The organism is Citrobacter sp. RHBSTW-00599, assembly GCF_013784065.1.
Taxonomy (GTDB): domain Bacteria; phylum Pseudomonadota; class Gammaproteobacteria; order Enterobacterales; family Enterobacteriaceae; genus Citrobacter; species Citrobacter braakii.
The window spans coordinates 277359-297468 of sequence record NZ_CP056717.1 but is presented as its reverse complement, the minus strand read 5'-3'; the positions used below and the strand labels follow the sequence as shown (position 1 = coordinate 297468).

Here is a 20110-nt window from a genome sequence, read left to right as displayed (position 1 = left end):
AGGGATAGATTCCCCCAGTTTACCACGGACGTGCGTGAACCTTCGCAGAGAAAAAAAGGAGTTTTTTATTGTGAGAAATACACAAAATCATTCGAGTTGCATCAAGGCGGCGACGCAGTAAATCCCCGGGAGCGTACATTAAGTACGCGACCGGGGTGAGCGAGGAAAGCCAACACAGATGCAGCTTGAAGGATGCCGTGTATTTTTATACTGGCGGCAGATCAAACAACAACACTTCGCTGTCGCTGTCGGCATGAATAGAAATGGCCTGCTCATCCCAGATTGCCAGACCATCGCTGGTGGTCGCTTTGGTCCCGTTAATTGTCACGTTACCTTTTACTACCTGGATCCAGACGCGGCGTTCAGCGGCAATCTGATGCACCGACTGCTCATCTTTGATCAGTGCCCAACGGTAAAGCTCCATATCCTGGTACACTTTCAGCGAGCCATCACGGGCATCCGGCGACAGCACCAGTTGTTTACCCTGAGCGGCATCAAAACGGCGCTGCTCATAGCGTGGGGTAATACCGTTTTCCTGCGGCATGATCCAAATCTGATACAGATGCAGCTTCTCAGTATTGCTCGGGTTGTACTCCGAGTGACGGATCCCCGTCCCGGCGCTCATTATCTGGAACTCACCGGCCGGAACCTGCTCTTTGTTCCCCATGCTGTCCTGATGTTCCACCGCGCCTTCCAGCACGTAAGTCAGGATTTCCATGTCTTTATGGGGGTGAGTGCCAAAGCCCTGACCTGCGTCGATCACGTCATCGTTAATCACGCGCAGTGCCGAGAACCCCATAAAGTTTGGGTCATAGTAGTTGGCAAAAGAGAAGGTATGCCAGGAATCGAGCCAGCCATGATTAGCGTGGCCACGGTCATTAGCTTTGCGTAAGTAGATCATTGTGTTCACCCCCAGATGTTTTCGATGGAGTAAGTGTGGACTCAATCCGCCGGGGATCATAGAGGGTGAAAATTGACTCCTCTGTTCAAAAAAAATGAACAAGCCCAGTGGAGTCTGCGCAAGCTATTTGGCGAGAGTTATCGTCGCCGGAGAAGCCTGTTCAAAGGCGCGTTCGAGGAGTTCCAGGTTGGTAAGAACTTCAGATTCCTTGACGTAATTAGGCGTACCGGTTGTCAGCGTCTGGTAAAGCGCATCATAGACGCGACCATAGTCCCCCACTTCCGGCTGCACCTCTTCTTTTACCGTCAGGCCGTCATCATTGACGTACTCCAGCATCCCAATGGAATCGTCAGCCGCGAAACCTGGCTCACCTGGCATGATATTGGCCTTCAGGCTGGTTTCCTGCTGGTCGATGCCGTACTTCACAAACGAGCCTTTGGTACCGTGAACGATAAACTTCGGATAGTCGATTTTCACCAAGTGACTGGTTTTAACAATGGCTTTCAGAGAGCCGTAGAACAGCTGTGCTTCAAAGGTATCGTCCGGATTCGCTTTATTGCGCAGGCTGCGGATGTCATAGGCCACGCAATCGGGACGACCGAACAGCGAGATAATCTGATCCATGGTGTGTACGCCCAGACCATAGAATGCGCCGTCCTGCGGCAGTCCCGGCTTGGTTTCCGCCTCGGGGCGGTAGTAATCGAAATGGCTTTCAACCTCAACAATTTCGCCGAGCTTGCCGCTCTCAATCGCTTTTTTAGCGGTGAGGAAGCAGGAATCAAAACGACGGTTCTGATATGGCGTAACGGTCAGCCCTTTGCTTTGCGCCAGTTCGAACAGTGCTTTTGCTTGCGCAAGCGTCGGCGTGAAGGGTTTCTCAACCAACACGTTTTTACCCGCTTCCAGCGCGCGTTTGGCGTATTCAAAATGGCTGTCAGCATGGGTACAGACGATCACCAGCTTCACCTGCGGATCGTTTAAGATCTCGTCAAGGTCACTGGTGAAGTGAATATGTGAATATTGTGGCGTCTGCTCTTCCGGCTTGGCGTGGCGGCGAAAAATGTGCGCGACATGCCAGCTATTTTTGCGGTTGAGGACGTACGGCAAATGGTAGCGAGTGGTGCTTTTACCAAAACCAATAAATGCGCAGTGTAAGGTCATGAGACGATCCTTTCGAAGGTGATTGTCTACACCATAGCGCAAAGCGGCTGGAGACTGAATGTTGGATTCTTTGCCGGATGGCGCTTGAACTGCACCACAGGGCGACAGGATCGGCCGTCGGCGTCGCAGGCAGTTTGTTCACGGCAAGCGCGCAGGGCCCGGAGCGTACTAAATGTACGTGAGGAGCACGAGCACTTCCCGGGGACGAAATGGCAAGTAAGCCAGGCAGACACAAAACCTCAAAAAAAAAGCCAGCAAAAGCTGGCTAAAGTAATACTGGAAGCAATGTGAGCAATGTCGTGCTTTCAGGTTCTCCGTAGGGGTTCCCCTGAACGCAGAGCAATAATAATCATTCTCATTCGCACTTGTCTACTTCTTTTTACAAAAAAATGCAGTTGACGGAATTTTCTTTCTCAGCGAGTGTAAATACACAATTAACCCTGCTGGAGATAAGGAATGAGTGAGATAGTGATACGCCACGCTGAACCGAAAGATTACGACGCAATTCGTCAGATCCACGCCCAGCCGGAGGTGTACCACAACACGCTACAGGTTCCTCATCCTTCCCTCGAGATGTGGCAAGCGAGGCTAACCGAGCAAGCCGGGGTCAAACAACTGGTTGCCTGTATTGACGATATCGTCGTGGGGCATCTCTGTATTGAGGTCGCGCAGCGTCCGCGCCGCAGCCATGTGGCCGATTTTGGTATCTGCGTGGATGCTCGGTGGCACAATCGCGGCGTTGCCAGCGCGTTGATTCGCACGATGATCGACATGTGCGACAACTGGCTGCGCGTCGAGCGTATTGAGCTAACGGTATTTGTTGATAATGAGCCGGCCGTGGCGGTGTATAAGAAATACGGCTTTGAAATCGAAGGCACAGGTAAGAAATACGGCCTGCGCAACGGTGAATACGTGGATGCCTACTTTATGGCGCGTATGAAATAAAATTAAGGGCGAGTCTTATCGCCCTTCTTATTGAAAGGACGCAAGAGTGAAAAAGTACCTTCTCCTGGTGTTGCTGGCAGCACTCTCCCCTGCTTTCGCCACTACCGTACAAAATCTCGATTCCGTGCCCAGCGCTATTCAACACCCGGAAGGTAAACAGATTTTTGCTGAGCAAATGGCGGGAGCAACCCCTGCCAAAGGATTTGGCGAGCTTCCACAGGGATTATCTGAGAACGCGTGGATTGCCTGGGTTGCGCCGAATGAAGATCCTGACAACCTGATCCTCACGGGTGCCAAAGCCTGGGGCAAAGACGGCAAATATATCGGTGTCGCCTGTTTCGCCGACAATCCGGCCGACGCCGGGCAGGCAAAGAAATACGCGGATAACAACTGTCCGGAAAACTACAGCAACGGGCGCGCCAATAAATTATATCTCGGCGTTTTTTCCTGGCAGAACCAACAGCTAACGCCGATTGCACGCTCGGAAAAACCATTAAACCAACTCTCTGAGTGGAATAAAACCGCCGAAAAAGAGAGCGATGATGAGTCCGTCAGACCGCTGGCCTATTATACAAAACTGGATCTGGCACCGTACCGGATCGCACCCGATACGCTGGCGTTTGGGGTGCGCGGTGGATACTCTGAGGCGTATTCCGGCGGCGGCGCATTTTATGAAGTGCTGGAGCTCTATGCGATCAAAGATAACAGGATAATCAACGTGTATTCCGACCTTGTTTATCAATATACGGACATCGCCGGAGAGTGGAATAAAGACGGTACAAGACAGCACGACATCAGCGAAAGTAAATATATCCTCAAAATGCGTTCGGCAAAAACGCACGAGTTTTATGATTTAGAGCGAGTAAACCTGCAGGATAAAAGCAGCCAAATATTCCGCTGGTCTGAATCGCTGCAGCGATATGCGCCATTCATCATCGATAAAAGATAGCGGTGAAATCGTTGGTTTAGGCACTGCCTGGCCGCTGGAGAAATATTTACAAGACTACGAAAAGAGCAAAACAACACGAAGCTAAGGTTACCTGGAGACAAAGAATTATAATAACTGCCATTGGGCCTTCCAAACCGGCCCTCTTCCAGCGAAGAGGGCCATTATCCTCAGTAACCCGCCGTTAAATCATCCACGGAACGCGGGTCGGACGCGCCATACAGTGCGCCATCCGGTCCAACCATAATGCTCTGCGTGCTGCCCATCGCTTCTTTCAGCGCCACTTTCTGTCCTTTTTGCTCCAGCAGCTTGATTGTATCCGGGCTGAAGCCCTTCTCGATGCGAAGCTCGTCCGGCAACCACTGATGATGGAAGCGTGGTGCATTGGTCGCTTCGGCGACGTTCATCCCGAAATCAATGCTGTTGACCACCATTTGCAACACAGTAGTGATAATTCGGCTCCCGCCTGGGCTGCCGGTAACCAGCCAGGTTTTCCCATCTTTTACCACGATAGTCGGCGACATAGATGACAGCGGACGCTTCTTCGGTCCGACCGCGTTGGCATCGCCGCCTACCAGACCGTATACGTTCGGTACGCCCGGCTTGGCAGAGAAGTCGTCCATTTCATTATTGAGCAGAATGCCAGTGTTACCCGCCACAATACCGGTCCCGAAGGTGGTATTCAGGGTATAGGTCACCGCCACGGCATTGCCGTCTTTATCCACCACCGAGAAGTGAGTGGTCTGATTGCTTTCATACGGGGCGAGCTTGCCAGGTTTAATCTGGCTGGAAGGCTTAGCCTTGTTGATATCAATCTGATCGGCAAGCGTTTTAGCATAGGCTTTGTTGGTCAGTGCCTGCCATGGCACTTTCACAAAATCGGGATCGCCCAGATACTCCGAGCGGTCAGCGTAGGCATACTTCTCCGCTTCAGCCATGACCTGCATGGCGTCGGCGCTGCCAAACCCGTATTTCTTCATATCAAAGTTTTCAAGAATATTGAGGATCTGCACGATGTGAATACCGCCAGAGGACGGCGGCGGCATGGAGAAGACCTGATACCCGCGATAGTCACCGCTAATCGGCGTACGCTCCACGGCTTTATAGCTGGCTAAGTCCTCTTTGGTCATCAGCCCGCCGTTCTTCTGCATTTCCCCGGCGATCTGATCGGCAATAGCGCCTTTATAAAACGCATCAGGGCCGCTTTCGGCAATCATTTCCAGGCTTTTCGCCAGGTTCTTTTGCACCAGCTTATCGCCTTTTTTCAGCGGCTCACCGTCTTTCCAGAAAATGGCTTTGCTGTTCTCGTGATTAGGGAGCACTTCACTGCCATAGGTTTTCAGATCGTCGGCCAGTGCGTCATTAACCACAAAGCCCTCTTCCGCCAGCTTCATCGCCGGACGTACCACTTTGTTCAGCGGCATCGTGCCGTATTTCTCCAGCGCCAGCGAGAAACCCGCGACGGTACCTGGCGTACCGGATGCCAGATGCGACGTCAGCGACTTTTTCGCATCGGCGTTGCCCTGCTCATCAAGGAACATGTCGCGGGTCGCGCCAGCAGGGGCCATTTCGCGAAAATCAATCGCCGTGGTGTTACCGTCTTTGGTACGCAGCAGCATAAAACCGCCACCCCCCAGATTGCCCGCCTGGGGATGCGTCACCGCCAGCGCGTAGCCAACGGCCACGGCGGCATCGACGGCATTCCCACCCTGTTTAAGAATATCCACCCCCACCTGAGTGGCAAGCGCATCCACGGAGGCCACCATCCCCTGCTGTGCACGCACGGGATGGAACACATCCTCCTCAACACCGTATGATACCGGCGGCGGCGCAGCCGGAGCGGCCGCAACGCTAAAACAACTTCCTGAGAGCAGAGCAGCAATGGCTACCCGGCGTAAAAACGTCGGTTTTATCATCGTTATTCTCCAGATGTATGGGGGTCAGCCCCCACTAAGCCTGGTGCATAACTCTGAAATAATCATCGTAACGGCGAGAAAGGAGTAAACTTAAGAGATCCCCGAGAGGAGAAAAGCGATGAAACGACTCTTACTTTTAGCCATGCTGTTGCCGTTTGCAGGCTTTGCACAGCCCATCAACACCATGAATAACCCGAATCAACCCGGTTATCAGATCCCGAGCCAGCAGCGTATGCAAACCCAAATGCAATCGCAGCAGATTCAGCAGAAAGGGATGCTCAATCAGCAGTTGCAAACGCAGACGCGTATGCAACAACAGCATATGGAAAACCAAATCAATTCCAACTCCCAGCGCGTCCTTCAGTCTCAGCCTGGCGAGTTTAATTCCAGCCAGCAGCAAATGCTGCCCAACAGCAACGGTGGGATGTTAAGTGGACCCCGTAACCCGGACAGCTCGCTGAATAAGCAACATATGCTGTCGGAGAAAAAGAACGGCGACATGCTGAAGCCCTCCAGCACGCCGCAGCCTAACGTTCCGTTAAAAACAATTGGGCCTTAACAGGGCTGGAAATCCGGACCAATCGTATCAATGGCATCGGTACAGATGCAGTCCACTCCCCAGCGCAGCAGTTCCGCCGCGCGCTGGGGTCGGTTGACGGTATACACCAGAATACGCAGCCCTGCGTCGCGCAGCGCATCCACGCGCGCTTCATCCAGCAGCTTGTGATTAAGATGAATAGAGACGCAACCCAGCCGCGTTGTCAGCTCACGCCAGTCCTCGCGCCACTCATCAAGCAGTAAGCCTCTCGGCAGTTCAGGCGCCGCCTGCTGCGCCGCTGCAAGCGCGTCAATTTCAAAGGATGACAACAGCGGTGGTGTCATTCCCGCCCACAGTTCCCGAGCGGCCAGCGCTACGGCTTTGCCGGTTAACGTTCCGGTGCCGGTGGTGGGTTTAATTTCAATATTCGCCATCATACCGTGCTGACGGCAGCGCTCGGCCACTTGCGAGAGCAGCGGTAGCGGTTCGCCTTTAAACTCACCGCTAAACCAGCCACCGGCGTCCACGCGCAATAAATCCTGCCAGTTCAGCTCGCCTGCCACACCCCAACCATTGCTGGTGCGTTCCAGGTTGTCGTCATGCAGCAAGAAGATCTCACCGTCTTTCGACAATTTAGCGTCAAACTCAATCATGGTATGCCCGTATCGCGCCCCCATGTCGATCGCCGCCAGGGTGTTTTCCGGTGCCAGCTTACCGCCGCCGCGATGGGCGACGATATGGGGGTAAGGCCAGTTACTCATACGCGTTGTCCTGTTTCGCCATCAAAAAGATGCAGATGATTTTCTGGCAGATGCAGCCACAGCGTGCTGCCTGCCGTCGGGCGATGCTGATGCGCCAGTCGCACCACCAGCTTTTGCTCACCCCAACGTCCGTGTGCCAGGTTATCCGCTCCCAGCATTTCCAGCGTGTCGACGACCAACGGCACGCCGCCTTCGGCCTGCGAGCTTAGCGCAATATGCTCCGGGCGGATACCCAACGTCATGTTGCGCCCACCAGACTCCCTCGCGCTTCTGCCGAGGGGCAACGTCATGCCGTCATCCAGCTCAAAATGGGTGCCCGAGGCGCTGATGCGCCCGTCCAGCAGATTCATCGCCGGGCTGCCGATAAAACTCGCCACAAAGCGGCTGGCAGGCTTTTCATATACCTCAACCGGCGTGCCGATCTGCTCGGCAATGCCTTTGTTCATCACCATCACCCGCTGGGCGAGGGTCATCGCTTCAACCTGATCGTGCGTCACATACAGTGAGGTGGTTTTCAGTCGGCGATGCAGATGCTGTAACTCCAGACGCATCTGTACGCGCAGCTTGGCATCGAGGTTAGACAGCGGCTCATCGAACAGGAATACCGCTGGATCACGGACAATCGCCCGCCCCATCGCCACACGCTGGCGCTGACCGCCAGAAAGCTCGCGCGGACGACGCTTGAGCAGTTCACCCAGCTCGAGAATACGCGCCGCCTCTTTCACCCGTTCGGCAATATGCTCCTTGCCCATCCCGCGGATTTTCAGCCCCCAGGCCATATTTTCTTCCACGCTCATATGTGGGTAGAGCGCGTAGTTCTGAAAGACCATCGCAATGCCGCGATCCTTAGGCTCCATTTCGGTGACGCGTTTATTATCAATCCAGATATCGCCGCCGCTCACCCGTTCAAGCCCGGCCACCATCCGTAGCAGCGTTGACTTACCGCAGCCGGATGGGCCAACCATCACGATAAATTCTCCGTCCGCGACATCCAGTGTCAGCGGTTTAATCACCTGGGTTTTGCCGTCCCAGCTTTTGGTTACTGCCTGTAGTTTTAAACCAGCCATTTTTATTTCTCACTATCGACCAGGCCACGTACGAAGGCACGCTGCATGGCTAACACGATGATTACCGGAGGGATGAGCGTCAGCAGCATGGCTGCCATTACCTGATTCCACTGCGTGGTGCCTTCACCAGTAGCAATCATGCCTTTGATACCTGCCACCGCAGTGCCCAAATTGACATCGGTAATAATTAACAACGGCCACAAATACTGGTTCCAGCCGTAGATAAAGGTGATCACAAACAGCGCCGCCAGATTGGTTTTTGACAGCGGTAGTACAATATCGCGGAAAAAACGCATCGGTGACGCGCCGTCAATACGCGCCGCCTCAACCAGCTCATCCGGCAGGGTCATAAAAAACTGCCGGAACAGGAACGTCGCAGTCGCCGATGCCATTAACGGCAGCGTCAGACCCGCATAGCTGTCGAGCATTTTCAGGTTGGCGATCACTTCCACCGTCGGGAAAATACGCACCTCGACCGGCAGCATCAGCGTGATAAAAATCATCCAGAAGAACAGGTTACGCAGTGGAAAGCGGAACCAGACGATGGCGAATGCGGAGAGCATAGAGACGGTGATTTTCCCTACCGTAATACTGAACGCCATGATGAAACTGTTGAGCATCATCAGCCAGAACGGCGCGCTGTTGACGCCCACGCCGTTGACCCAGATGTATTTCATGTTTTCCAGCAGCTGTGTGCCGGGAACCAGCGTCATCGGCGTTTCAAAGACTGCTTTGTTATCCAGCGTCGCCGCGACAAACGCGACGTACAGCGGAAACAGGATCACCATGATCCCCATAATCAACATGGCATGGCTGAATATTGTCAGCCCACGACGATTCTCAATCATTGGTAACGCACCTTACTTTCCACATAGCGGAACTGCACCACCGTCAAAATAATGACCAGGAACATCAGCACTACCGATTGGGCGGCCGAGGCGGAGAGATCCAGCCCGACAAAGCCTTCGCGATAGATCTTATAAATCAACGTAGTGGTCGCCTGTACCGGCCCACCCGCCGTGGCGGCATCGATCACCGGGAAGGTATCAAAGAAGGCATAAACCAGATTCACAACCAGCAGAAAGAAGCTGACCGGTGCAATCAGCGGCAGCGCCAGCTTAAAGAAGCGGCGAACCGGTCCCGCACCATCAATCGCGGCGGCTTCAATCAGCGACCGCGGAATAGACTGTAGTGCGGCAAAGAAGAACAGGAAGTTGTAACTAATCTGCTTCCAGACCGACGCAAACACCACCAGAAACATCGCCTGACCGCTGTTTTGCGCATGGTTCCAGTCATAGCCAAACTCACCGAGAAAATGGGTAATCAGCCCGCGCCCTGGGTTAAACAGAAAGATCCACAATACGGCGGCGACGGCGGGCGCGACGGCGTAAGGCAACAGCATCAGCGTCTGGTAAAAACGGCTGCCGCGCACCACGTAATTCACCAGCGCCGCAAAAAATAACGACACCAGCAAACCGCTTACCGTGACTAGCGTACTGAACTTAATGGTGGTCCAGAATGAATCAAGGTAGTACGGGTCATGAAACAGCGCGATAAAGTTTTCCAGTCCGACAAACTGGCTAGAAAGACCAAACGGATCAACGGATTGTAGTGAGTACCACAGCGCTTCACCGGCGGGCCAGATAAAGAAAATAACGGTGATAACCAACTGCGGGGCCACCAGCAAATAGGGAAGCCAGCGCGAGCGGAACACCGGACGGGATGAAGACATGTAGGTTCTTTTCCTGGAAGGTGCCAGATTGCGGTGCAAACACCGTATCCGGCCTACAAACTACACGCATTTGTAGGCCGGATAAGTCGCAGCCGCCACCCGGCATTTCACATTACGATTTAGTCGATTGCTCAAAGCGGCGCAGTAACTGATTGCCACGCTCAACGGCAGCATCCAGCGCCTGCTGCGGGTTTTTCTTCCCGGTCCAGACGCTTTCCAGTTCTTCATCTACGATGGTGCGGATCTGCGGCATGTTGCCCAGACGCAGCCCTTTGGTGAACGGCAACGGTGGCTTGTTCAGCATCTGGCGGGTGGCGATATCAGCCCCAGGGTTCTTATCATAGAAGCCCTGCTCGCGGGTCAAGTCGTACGCGGCGGTGGTAATGGGCAGGTAGCCGGTCTTCTGGTGCCATTCGGCAGCAATTTCAGGCTTCGCCAGGAAGTTGAGGAACTGTGCCACGCCTTCGTAGGTTGCTTTGTCTTTACCCTGCATCACCCACAGGCTGGCTCCCCCGATAATCGCGTTCTGCGGCGCGCCCTTCACATCGGCATCGTACGGCATCATGCCCACGCCATAGTTGAATTTGGCGTAGTGGCGGATGTCAGCCAGAGAACCGGAAGAGGCAGTGGTAATGGCACAATCCCCGTTATAGAACTTCTCGGTAGACTCGTCTTTACGCCCGAAGTAGCTGAAATCCCCTTTTTTGTTCAACTCTTCCAGCAGGGCGATATGTTTCACCTGTTCCGGTTTATTGAATTCCAGCACCGCGTCAGTACCGTCAAAGCCGTTGTTTTTGGTGGCCACCGGCAGACCATTCCAGGCGCTGAAGTTTTCAATCTGAATCCATCCCTGCCAGCCGCTGGCGTAGCCGCACTTCATGCCTGCTGCTTTCAGCTTCGCGGTGTATTCCGCCAGATCCTGCCAGGTTTTTGGCGGCTGCTCAGGGTCTAAACCGGCTTTTTTGAAGGCATCTTTGTTGTAGTACAGCACCGGCGTGGAGCTGTTAAACGGCTGGGAGAGTAAGTGTCCGCTTTTAGAGTCGGTGTAATAACCGGAAACCGTCGGCACGAACTGAGACTCATCGAAGTTAATACCAGCCTCTTTGAATACTTCATAGACCGGTTTAATGGCTTTCGAGGCCATCATCGTTGCCGTGCCCACTTCATAAACCTGCAGTAGCGCAGGTGCGTTTCCGGTACGGAAAGCCGCAATACCTGCGCTCAGGCTCTGCTCGTAGTTGCCTTTGTACTGCGGAACAATTTTGTAGTCGGGATTGGCGGCATTAAAACGTTGCGCCAGTGAATCAACTTCTTTACCCAGTTCACCTTCCATTGAGTGCCAGAACGGGATAGTGGTGACGGCCAGAGCCTGACCTGCAAACGCCAGGCTAAGTGCCAGTCCTAAAGCTGTATGTCGTAACGATATCATCGGTTATCTCTCTTGTTGTGCCGGATGCGCGATATCACGCGTTTTATGCTCGCGGGGGTAACATGACATGCTCGAATGACAGAAAAATAACTTTTTTATTACAAAAAAAAGATAGTAAGGCGACAAACAGATGGCAAGGCGGTGAAAGCGTAGTGACAGGAAAATGCGGGGTGGTGCACAACAAAGCCGGGTAGCGCTATGTCTTACCCGGCCAGGATGACGTTATCTGTTGCAGCCAACAAGGAACATTAATCTTTACGCCAGCGTCGTTCATATTCATTCTGTAAACGCTGCTGTTCCCGCCGCTCACGTTCGCGCTGAATATCCGATTTCTCATCTTCCCAGCCCGGGCAGACAGAGGTGGTGAACACTTCACAGGGCGAGCTGGACTGGGCTAACGAGTTGTCCGGTTTCTCTTCCCAGATTGAAGGGTCGCGCGGGTCGAACGCTGGCGGTGTTAAGGCCAGGGTATTTGATGAAAGCGTCAAAAACAAACCGCCAATCATCATGCAGATACCGGAACGTATCATCCTTTCTCCATGTTCACTGTTATTATTGATAACTATTCTCAATAATAACATAGAGCAATAAAAAGGGGCCATATCAGGCCCCCTTGTCCATTCAGAGAATGTTAACCGCCCAGATACGCGCTGCGCACTGCTTCGTTAGCCAGTAACGCATCACCGGTGTCTTCCAACACCACATGACCGTTTTCCAGCACGTAGCCGCGATCGGCGAGCTTCAGCGCCTGGTTAGCGTTCTGTTCGACGAGGAAGATTGTCATCCCCTGCTCGCGCAGTTGTTCGATGGTGTTGAAGATCTGCTGGATGATAATCGGCGCCAGACCCAGCGACGGCTCATCAAGCAGCAGCAGCCGCGGCTGACTCATCAGCGCACGGCCTATCGCCAGCATCTGCTGTTCACCGCCGGACATCGTGCCCGCACGCTGAATTCGACGTTCATGCAGGCGGGGAAACAAGTCATACACCCACTTGATGCGTTCCTGAAACTGGTCCTTTTCGGCAAAGAAGCCGCCCATCGCCAGGTTCTCTTCCACCGTCATGCGGGAAAACACGCGACGCCCTTCCGGAACAATCGCTACCGCTTCGCGCATGATTTTCGCCGTCTGCCAGTCGGTAATGTCTTTCCCATCAAAGACAATTCGCCCACTTGTCGCACGCGGATCGCCGCACAGCGTACCAAGCAGCGTGGTTTTTCCCGCACCGTTGGCGCCGATAAGCGTCACGATTTCACCCTGATTGATATACAAGCTGACGTCGTGCAGCGCCTGTATCTTGCCGTAGTGGGCGCTGACTTTGTCAAAGGACAACATGACTTTTTCCATATTATGCGTCACCACCATTATGCTTCACCTAAATAGGCGCGGATCACGTCCGGGTTGTTACGAATCTGTTCCGGCGTCCCGTTCGCCAGCGGCGTGCCCTGATTCACCACGTAAATACGGTCGGAAATACCCATCACCAGCTTCATGTCGTGCTCAATCAACAAAATGGTGGTGTTGTGATGGTTACGCAGTTCAGCAATCAGCTCGTCCAGCTCTTTGGTCTCTTTCGGGTTGAGGCCTGCGGCGGGTTCGTCGAGCATCAGGATTTCCGGCTGGGTCACCATGCAACGAGCAATCTCCAGACGGCGCTGGTCGCCGTAGGCCAGGTTACTGGCCTGACGGTTGGCGTGCTCCAGCAAACCAATACGCTCCAGCCAGGTGGCGGCGCGATCCAACGCTTCACTCTGCGCGCGACGGAACGACGGGGTTTTCAACAGGCCGGAGAAGACGCCGGTTTTCAGCTGCTGATGTTGCGCCACCAGCAGGTTTTCAATCACCGTCATCTCGCGAAACAGACGCACGTGCTGGAAAGTACGCACCACGCCCATCCGCGCAATTTGCTGACCCGGCAGCCCTTCCAGATGCTGGTCGCGCAGCTTAATCGTCCCACCCGTCGGCTTATAAAAACCGGTCAGGCAGTTAAAGACCGTGGTTTTTCCCGCGCCGTTTGGCCCGATTAACGAGACGATCTCCTGTGGTCTCAGCTCCAGTTCAACGTTGTTTACCGCCAGCAGACCGCCGAAGCGCATCATCAGGCCGTTGACGGATAATAATGGCTGACTCATGCCTGCTCTCCTTTTGCTTCCCCGTTTTTCAGCTTCAACTGCGGACGGGTCATCGGCAACAAGCCCTGCGGACGCCAGATCATCATCAGTACCATTAAACCACCCAGCATTAACATGCTGTATTCATTGAAATCACGCATCAGCTCGCGTGACACCACCAGCAGGATGGCCGCGAGGATCACTGCAAACTGTGAGCCCATTCCGCCCAGTACCACAATCGCCAGCACAAAGGCCGACTCGGCAAAGGTGAAGGATTCCGGGCTGACAAAACCCTGACGCGCGGCAAACAACGTACCGGCAAAACCGGCAAACGCGGCGCTGATGGTAAAAGCGGTCAGCTTGATGCGCGTAGGGTTTAAGCCCAACGAGCGACAGGCTATTTCATCTTCGCGCAGCGCTTCCCACGCACGACCCAACGGCATACGCAGCAGACGGTTGATGACAAACAGCGAGAAGACCACCAGCAGCAGCGCCACCAGATAAAGGAAAATCACGCGGTCAGAGGGATCGTACTTCACGTTAAAGAAGTTGCTGAAGGTATCCCAGCCACCTTCACGGGCAGTACGGCTGAACTCCAGACCGAAAAAGGTCGGTTTCGGGATCTGGCTGATACCGTTCGGGCCACCGGTCACTTCAGTGTTGTTGAGCAGCAGGATACGGACGATTTCGCCGAAGCCTAAAGTCACAATCGCCAGATAGTCACCGCGCAGGCGCAGTACCGGGAAGCCGAGCATAAAGCCCGCAGCAGCGGAAACCAGCCCCGCCAGCGGCAGACAGGTCCAGAAGCCGAGTCCGTAATAGTGGTTCAGCAGCGCGAAGGTGTAAGCACCGATGGCATAGAAGCCGCCGTAGCCCAGCACCAGCAGACCGGAAAGCCCTACCACCACGTTTAAGCCGAGGCCGAGGATGATATAAATCATCGTCAACGTGGCAATATCAACCGTACCGCGCGACACCATAAACGGCCACGCCACGGCAATCACCAGCAGCGCGACCAGGAACAGCTTCTGTTTAACGGTGGAGCCATCAATCGCCGGCAGAATAAACTTCGGTCCGGAGACACTCTTCAGGCCCTTCTGGAAAGCTGGACGCAACAGTTGGAAGAGAAAAACCACGCCAGTGCCGATAAACACCCACTGCCAGCGGATATCCGCGGCGCTATCCACCACCAGTTTGGTGCCGTCAAGCTCCAACTGGACGCCCATAAAGACGCCCGCCAGGATGAAGAACATAGCGGCAGAGAGCAGCGCCATTGCAAAATGCATCGGTTTCATACTTTCTCTACCTCCGGGCGACCCAGAATACCGGTCGGCATCACCAGCAGCACCAAAATCAGCAGCGCGAATGAAACCACGTCTTTGTATTCGGTACTCAGATAAGCAGAGGAGAGCGCTTCCGCGACCCCCAGAATCAGACCGCCGATCATCGCCCCAGGAATGCTGCCGATGCCGCCCAGTACCGCCGCAGTAAAGGCTTTCATCCCGGCCATAAAGCCGATATAGGGGTTAATTACGCCGTAGAACTGGCCGAGCAGTACGCCCGCTACCGCCGCCATTGCCGCGCCAATCACAAAGGTCAGCGCAATCACGCGATCGGTATTTATGCCGAGCAGGCTGGCCATTTTCAGGTCTTCCGCGCAGGCACGGCAGGCACGGCCCATACGGGAGTAACGGATAAACAGCGTCAGCGCCAGCATCGCCAGGAAGGTTACAATCCAGATAACCAACTGCATGGTGGTGATGGAAGCAGAGAAGTTTTCGCTACTGCCGACGGTCCACTGGCCGTTAAACAGGCTGGGCAGCGCCACATCGCGCGAACCTTCCGTCAGGCTGACGTAGTTTTGCAGGAAGATGGACATCCCGATAGCGGAAATCAGCGCGATCAGGCGCTTAGAGCTGCGCACGGGCCGATACGCTACGCGTTCAATGCTCCAGCCGTAGGCGCTGGCAATCACAATCGCGCCGACAAAGCCCGCCGCGACCAGTAGCCAGCTGGAATCAATACCCATCATCATTAACGCAGCGATGATCATAAAGGAGACATAGCTGCCGATCATATACACCTCGCCGTGGGCGAAGTTGATCATGCCGATAATGCCGTACACCATCGTGTAACCGATAGCGATCAGCGCGTAGGTGCTTCCCAGCGTGACGCCGTTAAACATCTGCTGCAAGAAATAGAGGAACTGCTCGGACATAAGGTAACCTTTCTTAACCCGCCCGTTTTACACGGGCGGTGGGATAACTCGTCTTCAGCTATTACTTCGCGACGGTCGATGATCCGTCCGCGTGCCACTGGAAGACACCAAACTCAAATCCCTTCAAATCGCCTTTTTCGTCCCATTTCAGCGGCCCAATCACGGTGTCAGCCCCGTGTGCTTTCAGATCTTTCACCAGCTCCAACGGCTCTTTGCTACCGCTGCGATCCATTGCTGTCGCCAGTGACTGGACGGCTGCATAAGTGATCCACACGTACGGCCCGGTTGGATCTTTCTTGTCAGCTTTGAGCGCATCGACGATAGCTTTATTCGCCGGATCCTGGTCATAGCGTTTTGGCATGGTCACCAACATGCCTTCAGCGGCATCACCGGCAATGTTAGACAGCGACGTATTGCCCACGCCCTCAGGCCCCATAAACTGGGTATTCAGCCCGACGGAGCGAGCCTGGCGCAGCATTTGTCCCATTTCCGGGTAGTATCCGCCGTAATAAACAAAATCGATATTTTCTTTTTTCAGGCGGGCGATCAGCGCAGAAAAATCTTTTTCCCCGGCAGTGATCCCGTCAAAGAAGACGATATTGGCTTTGCCCGCTTTCAGGCTCTCCTGCACTGAACGCGCCAGGCCTTCACCGTATTGCTGTTTATCGTGAATGATGGCGATGCGTTGCGGCTTCACCTTCTCCAGAATGTATTTCGCGGCGGTCGGCCCCTGAGAGGAGTCCAGGCCCGCTGTACGCATAATGTGTGCGTAACCGCGCTGGGTAAGTTCCGGGTTGGTCGCGCCCGGGGAAATCATCAGAATGCCTTCGTCTTCATAGATATCTGATGCGGGCTGCGTGGAAGATGAGCACAGATGACCAATAACGTACTGAATGCCATCATTGACGATTTTGTTCGCTACCGCAACGGCCTGTTTCGGATCGCAGGCGTCGTCATATTCGACGGCAACCAGTTTGTCGCCTTTGACCCCGCCTTTGGCATTGATATCTTTAATGGCCTGACGTGCGCCATTAAATTCCATATCACCCCACTGCGCGACCGGACCTGACATCGCCCCGACAACAGCGACCTTGATATCCTCCGCCATGACCGCGTGTGACATTGCCAGTGCTATCACCCCTGCGATGATTGTTTTCGCATTCCGTTTCATTTTCCTGAATCCCCATTCGTGATGATGTATATATTTTGTATTTATGTGGTTAAAAAGCAGACTGTGCTTTTTTTGAACTGTACTATTTTTACCAGTCTCGTTAATGGTTTAGCGCAGTTTTTTAAGCAAATTACGGCTAAAATCTCTATTTTTCAGTCGATTAAGAAAAGATAATATTCTGCTTTTCACTATAGATAAACAAAAAAAAGTGCATTTGTCAGCATAAAATAACGGCACAAAGAGCGGAATAAAATGCTGCATTCCAGGGTATTATCCTGCCTGTTTTTCAATCTCTACTGTTTCAATCTGTCATTGTCGTTGTTACAAAACTATTAACCTGGTTAATCGCATTAAAAAGAGAAAGCATCCGGGCGAATTATTTCGGTACACTGATTCCATCTTTTGTGATTTGGACATGCTGTTAATGAAGCTGACCATCGTTCGTTTAGATAACTTTAGCGACCAGGACCTGATTGATCTGGGCAAAATCTGGCCGGAATATTCCGCCTCATCATTAAGCGTAGATGAAACGCACCAGATCTACGCCGCACGCTTTAACGAGCGTCTGTTAGGTGCCGTGCGGGTAACCCTGAGCGGCACACAAGGCGCACTGGATTCATTGCGCGTGCGCGATATCACCCGCCGTCGCGGCGTCGGGCAGTATTTGATCGAAGAAGTGATCCGGGAAAACCCTGACGTGAGTTCGTGGTGGATGGCCGACGTCGGCGTTGAAGACCGCAGCGTGATGGCCGCATTTATGCAGGTGTTAGGGTTTACGGTCCAGGAGAATGGCTGGGAGAAACGGTAGAAAACCGCCCCCAACCAATTGTATTACGAGTATTTTCCCAAGAATTTTGTGTTGCAGGCAGGCGGCAAGTTATAAAATCCCCGGAGCTTACATAAGTAAGTGACCGGGGTTGAATAACGCAGCCAACACACCTGCGGCACGAAAGGCGCCGGGAAAATCACTTGGCGTCTGTCGCCGTCCCGTTTGCATGCCAGTCAAACACGCCGAATTCGAAGCCTTTCAGGTCGCCCTTCGCATCCCATGACAGCGGCCCCATCACGGTTTCCACTGAGTTTGCTTTCAGGTATTTGGCAATTTCAGCGGGATCGTCAGACTGGTTCAGACCGGCCTGCAAAGATTGCAGCGCGGCGTAGGTGGTCCATACGAATGCGCCGCTCGGATCCTGTTTCTTAGCTTTGATAGCATCTACGATGGGTTTGTTCGCTGGAACCTGGTCGTAGTTCTTCGGTTTCGTTACCAGTAAACCTTCTGCAGATTCACCGGCGATGTTAGACAGCGACACGTTCGCTACACCTTCTGGCCCCATAAACTGGGTTTTCAGACCCGCGGCGCGTGCCTGGCGCAGGATTTGCCCCATTTCCGGGTGGTAACCGCCGTAGTAAACGAAATCGATGTTCTCTTTCTTCAAACGTGCCACCAGCGTAGAAAAATCTTTTTCCCCGGCGGTGATCCCGTCAAAGAACACCACGTTGGCGTTACCCTTTTTCAGGCCATCCTGCACCGCGCGGGCCAGGCCTTCACCGTACTGCTGCTTATCATGAATAATCGCGATGCGCTGCGGCTTCACTTTTTCAACGATATATTTGGCGGCCGTTGGGCCCTGATCGGAATCCAGACCAGTGGTACGCATTACCAGGCTATAGCCGCGCGCGGTCAGCTCCGGCGCCGTTGCCGCTGGAGTGATCATCAGAATACCTTCGTCTTCATAGATGTCTGACGCAGGCTGAGTGGAAGAAGAGCACAGGTGACCGATTACGTATTTAATCCCGTCGTTGACCACTTTGTTCGCAACCGCTACCGCTTGTTTCGGGTCACAGGCATCGTCATATTTCACCATGACCAGTTTGTCACCTTTCACGCCGCCCTTGGCATTGATATCCGCAATTGCCTGCTCTGCGCCGGTAAATTCCTGATCGCCATACTGCGCTACCGGGCCAGACATCGCCCCGACGACGGCAACTTTAATATCCTTAGCAAACGCCATATTGCTCAAAGACAGGGCGATACATCCTGCCAATAACGCTTTACCCTTCATATTCATCCTGACAATCCCCATTATTGTGGTTATTACGTGTGTTGTGATGTTGTTGTTCAGCACTTTATTTCGATTATTGGATAGCCACCCGTGCTTTAGCAGCATACTCTGCTAAAACATACCCGATTTTTATTATTTTGGAATAGCTAAATTTGACATGCAGATAACAACCTGATGACAAATAGCATAAACGTCAGAGGAGAGGGAGAGATAAAAACAAAAAACCCCGGATTTTCATCCAGGGTTTATCAGCATTTCCAGGTCGGCGGAAGATTATGCTTCGATCGCCGCACGCAGTTTTTTCATGGCGTTCTTTTCAAGCTGACGAACACGTTCAGCAGAGACGCCGTAGCGATCGGCCAGTTCTTGCAACGTCGACTTGTTGTCTTCGTCCAGCCAACGGGCGCGAATGATGTCCTGGCTACGCTCGTCCAGACCCTCCATTGCGTGGGTCAGTTTGTTCGCGGCCTGATCTTCCCAGTTATCTTCTTCAATGCCGTCGGCAAAGTTAGATGATTTATCCTGCAGATAAAGAACCGGTGCCATCGGCTGGCTGTCAGACTCGTCGTCTGAAGACATGTCAAACGTCATGTCCTGCGCCGCCATACGGGATTCCATTTCGCGCACGTCTTTGCTGGAAACACCCAGCTCACGAGCAACCATTTCAACTTCATCCTGATTGAACCAGCCCAGACGCTGCTTGGTTTTACGCAGGTTAAAGAACAGCTTACGCTGCGCTTTGGTGGTCGCGACTTTTACGATACGCCAGTTACGCAGAACGTATTCGTGGATCTCAGCTTTGATCCAGTGCACGGCGAAAGAAACCAGGCGCACACCCACTTCCGGGTTGAAACGGCGCACGGCTTTCATCAGGCCGATATTGCCTTCCTGAATCAGATCCGCCTGCGGCAGGCCATAGCCCGCATAATTACGAGCAACATGAACAACAAAGCGCAGGTGAGACAGGATCAGCGTTTTAGCTGCTTCCAGATCGCCCTGGTAATGCAGCTTTTCAGCAAGTAGCCGCTCCTCGTCAGCCGACAACATCGGCCACGCGTTCGCAGCCCGGATGTAAGATTCCAGGTTACCAACAGGGGCTAAAGCTAAATTTTGCATTTCTTTGGTCATTCAAATCCTCTCAATCTTTTCATCT

Annotated in this window: 19 protein-coding genes and 2 pseudogenes; 5 read left to right on the top strand and 16 right to left on the bottom strand. The window is 53.4% G+C overall.

Annotated elements, in window-relative coordinates; genetic code table 11:
* Positions 1-205 precede the first annotated feature (205 nt).
* Together yhhW and HV243_RS01380 are read right to left on the bottom strand one after the other, a co-directional pair.
* A complete protein-coding gene (gene yhhW, locus HV243_RS01385) occupies positions 206-901 on the bottom strand; it encodes a quercetin 2,3-dioxygenase (protein WP_016154822.1) in 696 nt (231 codons plus the stop codon).
* 123 nt (positions 902-1024) lie between these two features.
* Positions 1025-2062 carry an oxidoreductase gene (locus tag HV243_RS01380; protein WP_053389192.1) on the bottom strand — a complete coding sequence of 346 codons (1038 nt, stop codon included), beginning with the start codon at positions 2060-2062 and terminating at the stop codon, positions 1025-1027.
* Between the two features lie 456 nt (positions 2063-2518).
* Here HV243_RS01380 and yhhY point away from each other — a divergent pair, with 456 nt between their 5' ends.
* The 3 genes and pseudogenes from yhhY to HV243_RS25445 form a co-directional block, all read left to right on the top strand.
* Positions 2519-3007, top strand: a complete 489-nt coding sequence (yhhY, locus tag HV243_RS01375; RefSeq protein WP_016154824.1) for an N-acetyltransferase — start codon at positions 2519-2521, stop codon at positions 3005-3007.
* Positions 3008-3053: 46 nt separating this feature from the next.
* Positions 3054-3935, top strand: a pseudogene (locus tag HV243_RS25685) (hypothetical protein); the annotation flags it as partial.
* Positions 3930-4041, top strand: a pseudogene (locus HV243_RS25445) (hypothetical protein); the annotation flags it as partial. The pseudogenes HV243_RS25685 and HV243_RS25445, both read left to right, overlap by 6 nt.
* A gap of 82 nt (positions 4042-4123) precedes the next feature.
* Here HV243_RS25445 and ggt read toward each other — a convergent pair.
* Positions 4124-5869: a gamma-glutamyltransferase gene (gene ggt, locus HV243_RS01365; protein WP_046274514.1), complete on the bottom strand. Its 1746-nt coding sequence runs from the start codon at positions 5867-5869 to the stop codon at positions 4124-4126.
* Between the two features lie 118 nt (positions 5870-5987).
* Here ggt and HV243_RS01360 point away from each other — a divergent pair, with 118 nt between their 5' ends.
* Positions 5988-6428: a DUF2756 family protein gene (locus HV243_RS01360; RefSeq protein WP_016154827.1), complete on the top strand. Its 441-nt coding sequence runs from the start codon at positions 5988-5990 to the stop codon at positions 6426-6428.
* Here the strand turns inward: HV243_RS01360 and ugpQ are convergent.
* From ugpQ to livK, 11 genes are all read right to left on the bottom strand, one after another.
* Positions 6425-7168 (bottom strand): glycerophosphodiester phosphodiesterase, encoded by a 744-nt coding sequence (gene ugpQ / locus HV243_RS01355; protein ID WP_019078127.1) that lies wholly within the window; start codon positions 7166-7168, stop codon positions 6425-6427. The two genes, HV243_RS01360 and ugpQ, sit on opposite strands and share 4 nt — an antisense overlap.
* Complete coding sequence (locus HV243_RS01350; protein ID WP_016154829.1) at positions 7165-8235, bottom strand: sn-glycerol-3-phosphate import ATP-binding protein UgpC; 1071 nt, start codon at positions 8233-8235, stop codon at positions 7165-7167. Before HV243_RS01350 ends, ugpQ begins: the two co-directional genes overlap by 4 nt.
* 2 nt (positions 8236-8237) lie before the next feature.
* Entirely contained in the window at positions 8238-9083 is an 846-nt protein-coding gene (gene ugpE, locus HV243_RS01345; protein WP_003023450.1) for a sn-glycerol-3-phosphate ABC transporter permease UgpE, read from the bottom strand.
* Positions 9080-9967, bottom strand: coding sequence for a sn-glycerol-3-phosphate ABC transporter permease UgpA (ugpA, locus tag HV243_RS01340; protein WP_016154830.1), 888 nt, complete (start codon positions 9965-9967; stop codon positions 9080-9082). Before ugpA ends, ugpE begins: the two co-directional genes overlap by 4 nt.
* 112 nt (positions 9968-10079) lie before the next feature.
* Positions 10080-11396 (bottom strand): sn-glycerol-3-phosphate ABC transporter substrate-binding protein UgpB, encoded by a 1317-nt coding sequence (ugpB, locus tag HV243_RS01335; RefSeq protein ID WP_053389195.1) that lies wholly within the window; start codon positions 11394-11396, stop codon positions 10080-10082.
* Positions 11397-11644: 248 nt separating this feature from the next.
* A complete protein-coding gene (locus HV243_RS01330; protein ID WP_019078125.1) occupies positions 11645-11926 on the bottom strand; it encodes a hypothetical protein in 282 nt (93 codons plus the stop codon).
* A gap of 101 nt (positions 11927-12027) precedes the next feature.
* A complete protein-coding gene (livF, locus tag HV243_RS01325; RefSeq protein ID WP_085951092.1) occupies positions 12028-12741 on the bottom strand; it encodes a high-affinity branched-chain amino acid ABC transporter ATP-binding protein LivF in 714 nt (237 codons plus the stop codon).
* Positions 12742-12758: 17 nt separating this feature from the next.
* Positions 12759-13526 carry a high-affinity branched-chain amino acid ABC transporter ATP-binding protein LivG gene (gene livG, locus HV243_RS01320; protein WP_003023438.1) on the bottom strand — a complete coding sequence of 256 codons (768 nt, stop codon included), beginning with the start codon at positions 13524-13526 and terminating at the stop codon, positions 12759-12761.
* Positions 13523-14800, bottom strand: a complete 1278-nt coding sequence (gene livM / locus HV243_RS01315) for a branched chain amino acid ABC transporter permease LivM (RefSeq protein ID WP_016157662.1) — start codon at positions 14798-14800, stop codon at positions 13523-13525. Before livM ends, livG begins: the two co-directional genes overlap by 4 nt.
* Positions 14797-15723, bottom strand: a complete 927-nt coding sequence (gene livH, locus HV243_RS01310) for a high-affinity branched-chain amino acid ABC transporter permease LivH (protein WP_003023435.1) — start codon at positions 15721-15723, stop codon at positions 14797-14799. The genes livM and livH overlap by 4 nt, the downstream gene beginning before the upstream one ends.
* A 61-nt stretch (positions 15724-15784) precedes the next feature.
* Positions 15785-16894, bottom strand: a complete 1110-nt coding sequence (gene livK / locus HV243_RS01305; protein WP_053389196.1) for a high-affinity branched-chain amino acid ABC transporter substrate-binding protein LivK — start codon at positions 16892-16894, stop codon at positions 15785-15787.
* 424 nt (positions 16895-17318) lie between these two features.
* Here livK and panM point away from each other — a divergent pair, with 424 nt between their 5' ends.
* Positions 17319-17702, top strand: a complete 384-nt coding sequence (gene panM, locus HV243_RS01300) for an aspartate 1-decarboxylase autocleavage activator PanM (protein WP_053389212.1) — start codon at positions 17319-17321, stop codon at positions 17700-17702.
* A 157-nt stretch (positions 17703-17859) separates the two neighbouring features.
* On the opposite strand, the gene livJ is transcribed toward panM, so the two are convergent.
* Together livJ and rpoH are read right to left on the bottom strand one after the other, a co-directional pair.
* Positions 17860-18963 (bottom strand): branched chain amino acid ABC transporter substrate-binding protein LivJ, encoded by a 1104-nt coding sequence (livJ, locus tag HV243_RS01295; RefSeq protein ID WP_029139730.1) that lies wholly within the window; start codon positions 18961-18963, stop codon positions 17860-17862.
* Positions 18964-19230: 267 nt separating this feature from the next.
* Positions 19231-20085 (bottom strand): RNA polymerase sigma factor RpoH, encoded by an 855-nt coding sequence (gene rpoH, locus HV243_RS01290; protein WP_005121585.1) that lies wholly within the window; start codon positions 20083-20085, stop codon positions 19231-19233.
* Positions 20086-20110: the final 25 nt, after the last annotated feature.

Coding starts and splice junctions, on each gene's coding strand:
- yhhW (WP_016154822.1), bottom strand. CDS start 901: ATGATCTACTTACGCAAAGCTAATGACCGTGGCCACGCTAATCATGGC.
- HV243_RS01380 (WP_053389192.1), bottom strand. CDS start 2,062: ATGACCTTACACTGCGCATTTATTGGTTTTGGTAAAAGCACCACTCGC.
- yhhY (WP_016154824.1), top strand. CDS start 2,519: ATGAGTGAGATAGTGATACGCCACGCTGAACCGAAAGATTACGACGCA.
- ggt (WP_046274514.1), bottom strand. CDS start 5,869: ATGATAAAACCGACGTTTTTACGCCGGGTAGCCATTGCTGCTCTGCTC.
- HV243_RS01360 (WP_016154827.1), top strand. CDS start 5,988: ATGAAACGACTCTTACTTTTAGCCATGCTGTTGCCGTTTGCAGGCTTT.
- ugpQ (WP_019078127.1), bottom strand. CDS start 7,168: ATGAGTAACTGGCCTTACCCCCATATCGTCGCCCATCGCGGCGGCGGT.
- HV243_RS01350 (WP_016154829.1), bottom strand. CDS start 8,235: ATGGCTGGTTTAAAACTACAGGCAGTAACCAAAAGCTGGGACGGCAAA.
- ugpE (WP_003023450.1), bottom strand. CDS start 9,083: ATGATTGAGAATCGTCGTGGGCTGACAATATTCAGCCATGCCATGTTG.
- ugpA (WP_016154830.1), bottom strand. CDS start 9,967: ATGTCTTCATCCCGTCCGGTGTTCCGCTCGCGCTGGCTTCCCTATTTG.
- ugpB (WP_053389195.1), bottom strand. CDS start 11,396: ATGATATCGTTACGACATACAGCTTTAGGACTGGCACTTAGCCTGGCG.
- HV243_RS01330 (WP_019078125.1), bottom strand. CDS start 11,926: ATGATACGTTCCGGTATCTGCATGATGATTGGCGGTTTGTTTTTGACG.
- livF (WP_085951092.1), bottom strand. CDS start 12,741: ATGGAAAAAGTCATGTTGTCCTTTGACAAAGTCAGCGCCCACTACGGC.
- livG (WP_003023438.1), bottom strand. CDS start 13,526: ATGAGTCAGCCATTATTATCCGTCAACGGCCTGATGATGCGCTTCGGC.
- livM (WP_016157662.1), bottom strand. CDS start 14,800: ATGAAACCGATGCATTTTGCAATGGCGCTGCTCTCTGCCGCTATGTTC.
- livH (WP_003023435.1), bottom strand. CDS start 15,723: ATGTCCGAGCAGTTCCTCTATTTCTTGCAGCAGATGTTTAACGGCGTC.
- livK (WP_053389196.1), bottom strand. CDS start 16,894: ATGAAACGGAATGCGAAAACAATCATCGCAGGGGTGATAGCACTGGCA.
- panM (WP_053389212.1), top strand. CDS start 17,319: ATGAAGCTGACCATCGTTCGTTTAGATAACTTTAGCGACCAGGACCTG.
- livJ (WP_029139730.1), bottom strand. CDS start 18,963: ATGAATATGAAGGGTAAAGCGTTATTGGCAGGATGTATCGCCCTGTCT.
- rpoH (WP_005121585.1), bottom strand. CDS start 20,085: ATGACCAAAGAAATGCAAAATTTAGCTTTAGCCCCTGTTGGTAACCTG.